Origin of the sequence: Streptomyces aurantiacus (genome assembly GCF_001418335.1) — a bacterium.
Lineage (GTDB): Bacteria > Actinomycetota > Actinomycetes > Streptomycetales > Streptomycetaceae > Streptomyces > Streptomyces aurantiacus.
Genome location: NZ_LIPP01000377.1, coordinates 1 through 10,944, shown reverse-complemented (window position 1 = coordinate 10,944; position 10,944 = coordinate 1). Strand labels below are relative to the sequence as shown.

The 10,944-nt window shown below is 68.9% G+C and carries 6 protein-coding genes and 1 pseudogene; all 7 read right to left on the bottom strand.

The annotated features are described in order from the left end of the window. Positions 1 to 108 precede the first annotated feature (108 nt). Positions 109 to 957 carry a GNAT family N-acetyltransferase gene (locus tag AOK01_RS35805; protein ID WP_055519108.1) on the bottom strand — a complete coding sequence of 283 codons (849 nt, stop codon included), beginning with the start codon at positions 955 to 957 and terminating at the stop codon, positions 109 to 111. 219 nt (positions 958 to 1,176) lie between these two features. Then, a complete protein-coding gene (gene ispG / locus AOK01_RS35800) occupies positions 1,177 to 2,334 on the bottom strand; it encodes a flavodoxin-dependent (E)-4-hydroxy-3-methylbut-2-enyl-diphosphate synthase (protein WP_055519103.1) in 1,158 nt (385 codons plus the stop codon). 168 nt (positions 2,335 to 2,502) lie between these two features. Next, positions 2,503 to 3,807, bottom strand: a complete 1,305-nt coding sequence (locus AOK01_RS35795) for a M50 family metallopeptidase (protein ID WP_055519101.1) — start codon at positions 3,805 to 3,807, stop codon at positions 2,503 to 2,505. 107 nt (positions 3,808 to 3,914) lie between these two features. Then, positions 3,915 to 5,165 (bottom strand): annotated as a pseudogene (gene dxr / locus AOK01_RS35790) (1-deoxy-D-xylulose-5-phosphate reductoisomerase); the annotation flags it as partial. 165 nt (positions 5,166 to 5,330) lie between these two features. Next, on the bottom strand, positions 5,331 to 8,081 hold the full coding sequence (secA, locus tag AOK01_RS35785; RefSeq protein WP_055519106.1) for a preprotein translocase subunit SecA: 2,751 nt from the start codon (positions 8,079 to 8,081) through the stop codon (positions 5,331 to 5,333). 123 nt (positions 8,082 to 8,204) lie between these two features. Beyond that, complete coding sequence (locus AOK01_RS35780; RefSeq protein WP_157871631.1) at positions 8,205 to 8,645, bottom strand: hypothetical protein; 441 nt, start codon at positions 8,643 to 8,645, stop codon at positions 8,205 to 8,207. 150 nt (positions 8,646 to 8,795) lie between these two features. After that, complete coding sequence (locus AOK01_RS35775; RefSeq protein WP_055519104.1) at positions 8,796 to 10,763, bottom strand: acyl-CoA dehydrogenase family protein; 1,968 nt, start codon at positions 10,761 to 10,763, stop codon at positions 8,796 to 8,798. Positions 10,764 to 10,944: the final 181 nt, after the last annotated feature.

Genomic DNA, 10,944 nt, shown 5'->3' with positions numbered 1-10,944 from the left:
GGTGGGACGGGTGCGGGTCCGGGGTGGCTGGGCGCGCAGTTCCCCGCGCCCCTTGAGAGCCGGCCGGCTCAGGAAGCGCGGTCCCTGGCCCTGGTGGCTTCGGCCCGATCAGAACAGGACGCTCATGAACGCGCCGATTTCCTGGAATCCCACCCTGCGGTACGTCGCCCTGGCGGCCGTGTTGTAGTCGTTGACGTAGAGGCTGACGAGCGGGGCCATGTCCGCGAGTGCGTAGCGCAGGACGGCCGCCATGCCGGGGGCCGCGTAGCCCTGGCCGCGGTACTCGGGGGCGACCCAGACGCCCTGGATCTGGCAGGCCTGGGTGGTCGCGGCGCCGATCTCCGCCTTGAAGACGACCCGGCCGTCGCGGTCGACGCGGGCGAACGAGCGCCCGGAGCCGACGAGTTCGGCGACCCGCGCCTGGTAGAGCAGGCCTCCGTCGCCCGCGAGCGGGGAGACGCCGACCTCCTCCGTGAACATCGCCACGCACGCCGGCATGATCGTCTCCATCTCGTCCTTGCGGATGCGACGGACGTACGGGTCCGGGGCTATGTCGGCGGGGAGCCGGTCGGCGACCATCAGGGGCTGGTGCGGGCGGACCTCACGGGCGGGGCCCCAGTTGGGTTCGAGGAGGCGCCAGAGCTGGGCCGTGGCCTCGGAGGGGCCGACGATGGAGGAACAGCGGCGGCCCGCCCTGCGGGCTCGGTCCGCGAACGCCCGTACGGCGCGGGGGGTGGCGCAGATCGGGACGAGGTTGGCGCCGGCGTAGCAGAGGGACGTCAGCATGCCGTCCTCGTACCAGCCCCACATCTCGCCGCCGAGGCGCCAGGGGTCGAGGCCCGCGATCTGTACGCGGGACGCCACGAAGGCGTTCGCGACCGGCTCGCTGTCGAGGACGGCGAGCGCGGCGTCCAGGTCGCTCGGTTCGAGGACTCTGGTGGTCGTCTGCGTCAACACGTACGGAGCCTTCACCATCAGGTCTGCTGATCTCCGCACTGTACCTGGCGAGTATGTGGTGCGCCGCACGGTGGGTCCGGGGGGCCTTTTCGCCCCCGCCGCCCCTACCCTTCCCGTCACTACTGGGGGCTGCGCCCCCAGACCCCGCTTAAAAGATTGCGCAGTTCCCCGCGCCCCTATGTAGCCGTGCCCCCAGGTAGCCGCGCCCCCAGGTATTCGTCAGCCCGCGACCGATACCGACGGCTCCCCGGAGGGGATTCCGTCGGCCTCCATCTGGTCGGCGATCTTCAGTGCTTCCTCGATGAGCGTCTCGACGATCTTCGACTCGGGGACGGTCTTGATGACCTCGCCCTTGACGAAGATCTGGCCCTTGCCGTTGCCGGAGGCGACGCCGAGGTCTGCCTCGCGGGCCTCCCCCGGCCCGTTCACGACGCAGCCCATGACCGCGACGCGCAGCGGTACTTCCATGCCCTCAAGGCCGGCGGTGACCTCTTCGGCCAGCTTGTAGACGTCGACCTGGGCACGCCCGCAGGACGGGCAGGAGACGATCTCCAGCCGGCGCTGCTTGAGGTTCAGCGACTCCAGGATCTGCATTCCGACCTTGATCTCCTCGACCGGCGGGGCGGAGAGGGAGACCCGGATGGTGTCGCCGATGCCCTCGCTGAGCAGCGCGCCGAAGGCGACCGCCGACTTGATCGTGCCCTGGAAGGCGGGGCCCGCCTCGGTCACTCCGAGGTGGAGCGGGTAGTCGCAGGCGGCGGCGAGCTGGCGGTAGGCGTTGACCATGACCACGGGGTCGTTGTGCTTGACCGAGATCTTGATGTCGCGGAAGTCGTGCTCCTCGAAGAGGGACGCCTCCCACAGCGCGGACTCGACCAGCGCCTCGGGCGTCGCCTTGCCGTACTTCTGGAGCAGGCGCTTGTCGAGGGAGCCGGCGTTGACCCCGATGCGGATCGGCGTGCCGGTGTCCTTGGCGGCTCGCGCGATCTCCTTGACCTGGTCGTCGAACTGCTTGATGTTGCCCGGGTTCACGCGCACCGCGGCGCAGCCGGCGTCGATCGCCGCGAAGACGTACTTCGGCTGGAAGTGGATGTCCGCGATCACCGGGATCTGTGACTTGCGGGCGATGGTGGCGAGCGCGTCGGCGTCGTCCTGTGTGGGGCACGCCACGCGCACGATCTGGCAGCCGGACGCGGTCAGCTCGGCGATCTGCTGAAGCGTGGCGCCGATGTCGGACGTACGCGTCGTCGTCATCGACTGCACGGAGACGGGTGCGTCTCCGCCCACGGCCACGGTTCCGACCTGGATCTTCCGGCTCTTGCGGCGCTCGGCGAGCTTGGTCGGAACGGCCGGCATGCCGAGTGAAATCGCAGTCATCTGCTGTGCAACCCCAAGGTAAGGATTCGGTCGGTCCCGAAAGCTGACGGGCTCCAGCCACCGAGATTACGGCACCCCCGAAGGCCGGAGCACATCCGCTGGGCGGGACCACCCGATGGAGGGGCGGCCGGGCATACATCTTGTCCGGCCGCCGCCAACTCCGTATGGCTAGGAGATTCTCACGGGGTTAACCACGTCGGCGATCAGCACCAGGATCGTGAAGCAGATGAAGATTCCGGCCACCACGTACGCGACCGGCATCAGCTTCGCCACGTCGAACGGACCGGGGTCCGGCCGGCGCAGCACCTTCGCCGCGGCCCGCCGCAGCGACTCCCACAGGGCGCCCGCGATGTGCCCGCCGTCGAGCGGCAGCAGCGGGAGCATGTTGAACAGGAACAGGGAGAGGTTGAAGCCCGCGACGAGGAACAGCATCATCGCGATCTGGTTCTCCGGCGGGATGTCGAGCGTGAAGACCTCGCCGCCGACGCGCGCCGCGCCGACCACGCCCATCGGGGAGTCCGCCTCCCGTTCGCCGTCGCTGAAGGCCGCGTCCCACAGGGCGGGAATCTTGGACGGCAGTGCTATCAGCGACTCGACGCCGTTCTGCATCATGTCGCCCATGCGGTCCACGGACTGCCCGAACGACTGCTGGACGATGCCGGAGGCGGGCGTGAAGCCGAGGAAGCCGGCGTACACGTACTTGCCCTCCACGTAGCCGCCGTCGCCGTCGGTCTTGCTGACCTGGTTGCGGATCAGGTGGGCGGAGAGGTCGACCCGCTTGCCGTCGCGCTCGACGGTCAGGGCGACGTCCTTGCCGGGGTTGGCGCGGATGTCGGCCTGCAGGGCGGACCAGTCGGTGACCTTCTCGCCGTCGAACGCGACGATCTTGTCACCGCCCTGGAGGCCGGCTGCCTTGGCGGGCGCGGCCGTGTCGCCCTTCTGGCACTCGGACCGGGACTCGCTCTGCTCGATGACGCAGTCGGAGACCTTGCCGACCGTGGTGGTCTGGGTCTGGACGCCGAAGCTCATCATCACGCCGAGGAAGATCGCGACGGCCAGGATCAGGTTCATGAACGGGCCGGCGAACATCACGATCACGCGCTTCCACGGCTTGCGCTTGTAGAAGAGGCGGTCCTCGTCACCCGGCAGGAGTTCCTCGAAGGACTGTGCTCTGGCGTCCTCTATCATCCCGCGCCACGGCGAGGTGGACCGTGCCTCTATACGGCCGTCGGGGCCGGGCGGGAACATCCCGATCATGCGGATGTAGCCGCCGAGCGGAATCGCCTTGACCCCGTACTCCGTGTCCCCCTTCTTGCGCGAGAAGATCGTCGGGCCGAAGCCGACCATGTACTGCGGCACCCGGATGCCGAACAGCTTGGCCGTGGAGAGATGCCCCAGCTCGTGCCAGGCGATCGAGAAGAGCAGGCCGACCGCGAAGACGACTATGCCGAGGATCATCATCAGGGTCGTCATGCACGAGCCTCCGCCGTTGTCATGGCTGTCGTCTGAGCTGTCGTCTGAGCTGTCGTCTGTGGTGTTGTCTGTGGTGTTGTCTGAGCTGTGTTCTGGGTCGTCGTCCTGGCTGTTGCACGGGGTGTCGCCCGGGCCGTCAGTTCACGGGCCCTGGCACGTGCCCAGGTCTCCGCTTCGAGGACGTCCGCGACGGTGAGCGAGGTTCCCGAGCCAGGCGTGCCGTGTTCGGCGACGACCTCGGTGACGGTCTCCATGATCCCGTTGAACGGCAGAGTGCCGTTCAGGAACGCGTCCACGCATTCCTCGTTCGCCGCATTGAACACCGCCGGGGCCGTGCCCGCGAGCTCCCCGACCTGCCGGGCGAGCCCCACCGACGGAAACGCGTCGTTGTCGAGGGGGAAGAACTCCCAGCTCGACGCCTTCGACCAGTCGAAGGCGGGCGCGGCGTCGGGGACGCGCTCGGGCCAGCCGAGACCGATGGCGATCGGTCCGCGCATGTCGGGGGGTGTCGCCTGGGCCATCGTCGATCCGTCCGTGAACTCCACCATCGAGTGGACATACGACTGGGGGTGCACGACCACCTCAATCCGCTCGAAGGGAATGTCGTAGAGGAGGTGCGCCTCGATGACTTCGAGGCCCTTGTTGACGAGGGTCGCGGAGTTGACGGTGATGACGGGCCCCATGGCCCAGGTGGGATGGGCGAGGGCGTCCTCGGGGGCGACATCGGCCAGCTCGGCCTTCGTACGTCCTCTGAAGGGGCCGCCGGAGGCGGTGACGACGAGCTTGCGTACGTCGGCTCTGGTGCCCGAGGCCAGCGCCTGGAACAGGGCGGCGTGCTCGGAGTCGACGGGGATGATCTGGCCGGGCGCGGCCAGCGCCTTCACCAGGGGGCCGCCGACGATGAGCGACTCCTTGTTGGCGAGCGCGAGGGTGCGGCCCGCCTCCAGGGCGGCGAGGGTGGGGGCGAGGCCGATCGAGCCGGTGATGCCGTTCAGGACGGTGTGGCCCGCGGAGGCGGCGAGCTGGGTGGCGGCGTCCGCGCCGGCGAGGAGCTCGGGAAGGGGTTCCCCCGCTCCGTACCGCGCGGACAGCGCTCGGCGCAGTGCCGGTACGACGTCCTCGCGCGCCACGGCCACGGTCCGGACGCCGAGCCGGTGCGCCTGCTCGGCCAGCAGCTCCACCCTCCCGCCCGCCGCGGAGAGCCCGGTCACCCGGAACCGGCCGGGGTTGCGCAGCACGAGGTCGATGGCCTGGGTGCCGATCGATCCGGTGGAACCGAGGATCACGACATCCCGACTTCCGTCCACGGGATCGAAGACGAGATGCGGATCGGCGAGGGGGGCTGGACTGTCGCTCATCCCCCCATTGTTGCCGCAACACCACACGGCCGGGACAGGGGCGCCCCCAAGAGAGCCCTCACAGGGGCGCGCGGTGCCCCCGTAGGAGGCGCCCCGTAAGGGGCGCGGGGAACTGCGCGACAAGCCCCCACCGACCCCGCAGCCGCCCACAAACCCACAGACCCCCTACCTCTTGCGCTTCCGGCGCCCCTTCGACCTGGCAGCCCGCTGCGAGCGCGGTTTCACACCGCCCCCGCTCTCCGCCGGAGGCACCGGCACAGGCACAGGCGCATCCGAAGGTTCGAAGTCTCCTTCGACCACCCCCTCCGCCGTGTCCAGCGTGGGCGCGCTGAAGTGCAGCCCGTCGGTGCGCCGGCCCGCATCGAGGGACTCCTGACCGCCGGTGCCCTGCCCGGCCGCGTCCAGGTTGAACACGTATCCGACGGACTCCTCCTTGATCGCGCTGTTCATCGCGACGAACATGTCGTGGCCCTCGCGCTCGTACTCGACGATCGGCTCCCGGCCGAGTGTCCAGCGCAGGCCGATCCCGTCGCGGAGGTAGTCCATCTCGTACAGGTGCTCGCGCCATTTGCGGTCCAGGACCGACAGCACCACCAGGCGCTCCAGGTCCCGCAGGGCGTCCGCGCCGAGTTCGGCCTCGCGCTCCTCGTAGCGGGCGTGGATGTCGTCGATGACGGCGTCGGCGAGCCCGTCGGGGGTGAGGTCGGACCGGTCGCCCCCCGCGGCGTCCTCCACGTCCTCGACGGTGACCTTGACCGGGTAGAGCTGTGCGAAGGCGGCCCACAGCCGCTCCAGGTCCCACTCCTCGGGGAATCCTTCGGCCGTCTCCCCGGCGACGTACGCGCGGACGGTGTCGTCCATGAAGCGGAGGATGTGTTCCCGCAGGTCCTCCCCGGCCAGCACCCGGCGGCGTTCCGCGTAGATGAGGGTCCGCTGGCGGTTGAGCACCTCGTCGAACTTCAGCACGTCCTTGCGGGACTCGAAGTGCTGCTGCTCCAGCTGGGACTGGGCGGAGGCGATGGCGCGCGTGACCATCTTGTTCTCGATGGGGACGTCGTCGGGGACGTTCGCCATCGACATCACGCGCTCGACGACCTGGGCGCGGAACAGCCGCATCAGGTCGTCCCCCAGCGAGAGGTAGAAGCGGGAGGCGCCGGGGTCGCCCTGGCGGCCGGAGCGGCCACGCAGCTGGTTGTCGATGCGGCGCGACTCGTGGCGCTCGGTGCCGAGGACGTACAGCCCGCCGAGTTCCTTCACCTCGTCGTGCTCGGCCGCGACCGTCTCCTTGATCCGGTCGAGGGTCGCCCGGTGCTCGTCCGGGTTCTCCTCCGGGGTGAGCCCGCGCCGGTCCAGTTCCGCGAGCGCCATGGCCTCGGGGTTGCCGCCGAGCATGATGTCGGTGCCGCGGCCCGCCATGTTGGTGGCCACGGTGACCGCGCCCCTGCGGCCGGCCTGGGCCACGATCTGTGCCTCGCGCCGGTGGTTCTTCGCGTTGAGCACCTCGTGCGGGATGCCGCGCCTCTTCAGCTGTGCGGCGAGGATCTCGGACTTCTCGACGGAGGTGGTGCCGACGAGGACGGGCTGGCCCTTCTCGTGCTTGTCGGCGATGTCGTCGAGGATCGCCGTGTACTTGGCCTCGACGGTCCGGTAGATCTGGTCGGCGTCGTCGGCGCGGGCCGTCGGCCGGTTGGTGGGGATCGGCACCACGCTGAGTTTGTAGATCTGGTGGAACTCGGCGGCCTCGGTCATCGCGGTGCCGGTCATCCCGCCGAGCTTCTCGTACAGGCGGAAGAAGTTCTGCAGGGTGATCGTGGCGAGGGTCTGGTTCTCCTCCTTGATCGTCACCCCCTCCTTCGCCTCGATGGCCTGGTGCAGACCCTCGCTGTAGCGGCGTCCGGCGAGGATGCGGCCGGTGTGTTCGTCGACGATGAGGACCTCGCCGTTCACGACGACGTAGTCCTTGTCGTTCTTGAAGTGCTCCTTCGCCTTGAGCGCGTTGTTCATGTGCCCGATGAGGGGTGTGTGGTCGGACTCGTAGAGGCTCTCGATGCCGAGCTGGTCCTGGAGGAACTCCACTCCGCGGTCCAGGATCGCCACGGTGCGTTTCTTCGGGTCGTACTCGTAGTCGTGGGTGGCCCGCAGCCCGGCGAGGCGGTCCTTGTCGGCCGGCGTGGTGAAGTTCTCGTCCTGGACGGCGACTCCGCGCATCCGGGTGACCATCCGGGCGAACGCCTCGTACCAGTGCGTGGGCTGGTCGGCCGGGCCGGAGATGATGAGCGGGGTCCTGGCCTCGTCGATGAGGATCGAGTCGGCCTCGTCGACGATCGCGAAGTGGTGTCCGCGCTGGACCAGTTCGTCCTTGGACCAGGCCATGTTGTCGCGCAGGTAGTCGAAGCCGAACTCGGTGTTGGTGCCGTAGGTGATGTCGCAGGCGTACTGCGCGCGCCGCTCGGCCGGCGTCGACTGGGTCTTGATGACGCCCACGGTCAGCCCGAGGAAGCGGTAGGCGCGGCCCATCCAGTCGGCGTCGCGCTGGGCGAGGTAGTCGTTGACCGTGACGAGGTGGACTCCCTTGCCGGTCAGGGCGTTCAGGTAGACGGGCAGGGTGGCGACCAGGGTCTTGCCCTCACCGGTCTGCATCTCGGCGATGTTGCCGAGGTGGAGCGCCGCGCCGCCCATGATCTGTACGTCGAAGTGGCGCATCCCGAGCGTGCGGCGCGCGGCCTCGCGCATGGTGGCGAAGGCCTCCGGCAACAGGTCGTCGAGGCTCTCCCCGGAGTCGTACCGCTCCTTGAACTCGGGGGTGAGGGACTGGAGTTCGTCGTCGGTGAGCTGCTCGAAGTCCGCTTCGAGGGAGCCCACCTGTTCGGCGACGCGCTCCAGTCTGCGCAGGATTCTTCCCTCACCGGCCCGCATGATCCTGCCGGTGATGTTGTCGAGACCGAGTACCGGCACTGGAATTACCCCCACTGAATCACCGTGATCGCCCGCGATCACCGCGATCACCGCGATGATTCACCGGCTCGCTGAATTCACCCTTCACAGACTCGCGTCCACGAGCATGCGTATCCAGCGGTTGGCCCGCTGCAGAATGTGGACGCCTTGTTGATTCGCCTTGATCACCTCGCGCAGTACGGGGTCCTTGGCGTACTCCACCGCGCCGCGGAAAAGCTGCTGGATCACGGGCCGCTCGCCCGGCCGTCCGGCGTCGAGCAGGGAATCGACGTCCCGCAGGTCGATCCTTCGGACGGTCAGCGGGCCGAAGGAGGCGACCGACGGCCGTGGTTCCTCGTCGAGGAGAGCGAGCGCGCAGTCGTTCAGCAGGACCGCGAGCGCGTCCCGGTGCGGCTCGAAGGACTCCGGCGCGCTCTGGCTCAGCTTGTCCGCCAGCGGGCGGACCTCGTCCCGCACCGTCCGCAACGCCCGTACGAGTTCGGTGTCGTCCAGTTGTCGTCGGGCTTCCCCGCGAGCCCGCGTCAACTGGACAGAAATCCCCTGACTGTATTCTTCCCCCACACCGTGGCGCATATCCTGCCCCCGTTCGCCATTCCACTCATTGTTGACGCACAACTTCGGTGCGGCAAGCAGCAGAATGACGACGGGGACAGCAGTGTGTTTCTGGGAAAAAGGTCAACGGATGGGGCGGTGGACATTCTCCTTCTCGGATGCTCCGGGTGTCGCGTCGGCGATCCACGGGCCATCGCCCGACGGGTCGACGATCCCGTCCTCCAGCCAGGTGTAGGCGCCGCCGAGCACACCCTTGACGACCTTGCGGTCGACGTCGTCCGTGTTGGACCACAGGCGGCCGAACAACTCCTCCACTCGGACCCTGGACTGGCTGCAGAAGACGTCCGCGAGCTGATACGCCTCACGGCCGTGCGCCTCGGTGGTGCGCAACAGTTCGGCGCGGACGCAGGCGGCGCTCATCGCGAACAGTTCGGCGCCGATGTCGACGATCCGGCCGAGGAAGGCCTGCTTGGTCTCCATCCGGCCCTGCCAGCGGGACATGGCGTAGAAGGTGGACCGGGCGAGCTTGCGGGCGGCGCGTTCCACGTATCGGAGGTGGCCGGACAGGTCGACGTGTCCGGCCGGGTGGAACTCCCCGTACGAGCCCGGGAGTTGGCCGGGGCCCGCGACCAGCTTGGGGAGCCACTTGGCGTAGAAGACCCCGGCGCTCGCGCCCGCCTTCGCCTTGTCCGAGAGGGACTTGTCCGGGTCGATGAGGTCACCGGCGACGGAAAGGTGGGCGTCGACCGCCTCCCGCGCGATCAGCAGGTGCATGATCTCCGTCGAGCCCTCGAAGATGCGGTTGATACGCAGGTCGCGCAGGATCTGCTCGGCGGGGACGGCCCGTTCGCCGCGGGCGGCGAGCGAGTCGGCGGTCTCGAAGCCGCGGCCACCGCGGATCTGGACCAGCTCGTCGGCCATCAGCCAGGCCATCTCGGAGCCGAACAGCTTGGCGAGGGCGGCCTCGATACGGATGTCGTTGCGGTCCTCGTCGGCCATCTGGGACGACAGGTCGAGGACGGCCTCCAGGGCGAACGTGGTCGCCGCGATGAACGAGATCTTCGTGCCGACGGCCTCGTGGTGGGCCACCGGCTTGCCCCACTGCTCCCGCACGGCCGACCACTCGCGGGCGATCTTCAGACACCACTTGCCGGCACCGACGCACATGGCGGGCAGCGAGAGCCGACCGGTGTTGAGCGTGGTCAGGGCGATCTTCAGCCCGGCACCCTCCGGACCGATGCGGTTCGCGGCGGGCACCCGGACCTGGTGGAAGCGTGTGACGCCGTTCTCCAGGCCGCGCAGCCCCATGAACGCGTTGCGGTTCTCGACGGTGACGCCCTCCGAGGCGGCCTCCACGACGAAGGCGGTGATGCCGCCCTTGTGCCCCTCGGACTTGGGCACGCGCGCCATCACGACCAGCAGGTCGGCGACCACGCCGTTGGTCGTCCACAGCTTCACCCCGTCGAGGACGTAGTCGTCGCCGTCCCGTACGGCACTGGTGGCCAGGCGTGCCGGGTCGGAGCCGACGTCCGGCTCGGTGAGCAGGAAGGCGGAGATGTCGGTGCGGGCCAGCCGCGGCAGGAAGGCGTCCTTCTGCTCCTGAGTGCCGAAGATCTTCAGCGGCTGCGGTACGCCGATCGACTGATGCGCGGAGAGCAGTGCGCCGAGCGCCGGGTTCGCGGAGCCGACCAGGGCGAGCGCCTTGTTGTAGTAGACCTGCGTCAGGCCCAGGCCGCCGTACTTCGTGTCGATCTTCATGCCGAGGGCACCGAGCTCCTTGAGCCCGTTGATCACCTCGTCGGGGATGCGTGCCTCCCGCTCGATGCGCGCGGAGTCGATCCTGGTCTCGCAGAAGTCGCGCAGCTTGGCGAGGAACTCCTCGCCCCGCTGGACGTCCTCTTCGGCGGGCATCGGGTGGGGGTGGATGAGGTCGAGCCGGAAACGGCCGAGGAACAGCTCCTTGGCGAAGCTGGGTTTGCGCCAGTCCTGCTCCCGCGCGGCCTCGGCGACCTGACGGGCCTCACGTTCGGAGACAGCAGGCTGGGTGACAGCAGGCTGGGTGACAGCGGGCTGGTGGGGTGTTGCGGACAAGAGGCTCACCTCGCCGCGAATAGGGATCTTGGTCCATTACGTTACTGACCGGTGCTACTCGATCGTATGTACCCGATTCCGGACCCCGTCACCAGTCCTCGCGCACCATTGGGCCGACCGGGCGGCCAGGTTGGGAGGGCAGACCCGCAGGGCCGCCCTGGAGGGGCGCGGGGAACTGCGC

Excerpts from the sequence above, each read along its gene's own strand:
- AOK01_RS35795 (WP_055519101.1), bottom strand. The coding sequence starts at position 3,807 with ATGACGACCCTGATGATGATCCTCGGCATAGTCGTCTTCGCGGTCGGC.
- secA (WP_055519106.1), bottom strand. The coding sequence starts at position 8,081 with ATGCGGGCCGGTGAGGGAAGAATCCTGCGCAGACTGGAGCGCGTCGCC.
- ispG (WP_055519103.1), bottom strand. The coding sequence starts at position 2,334 with ATGACTGCGATTTCACTCGGCATGCCGGCCGTTCCGACCAAGCTCGCC.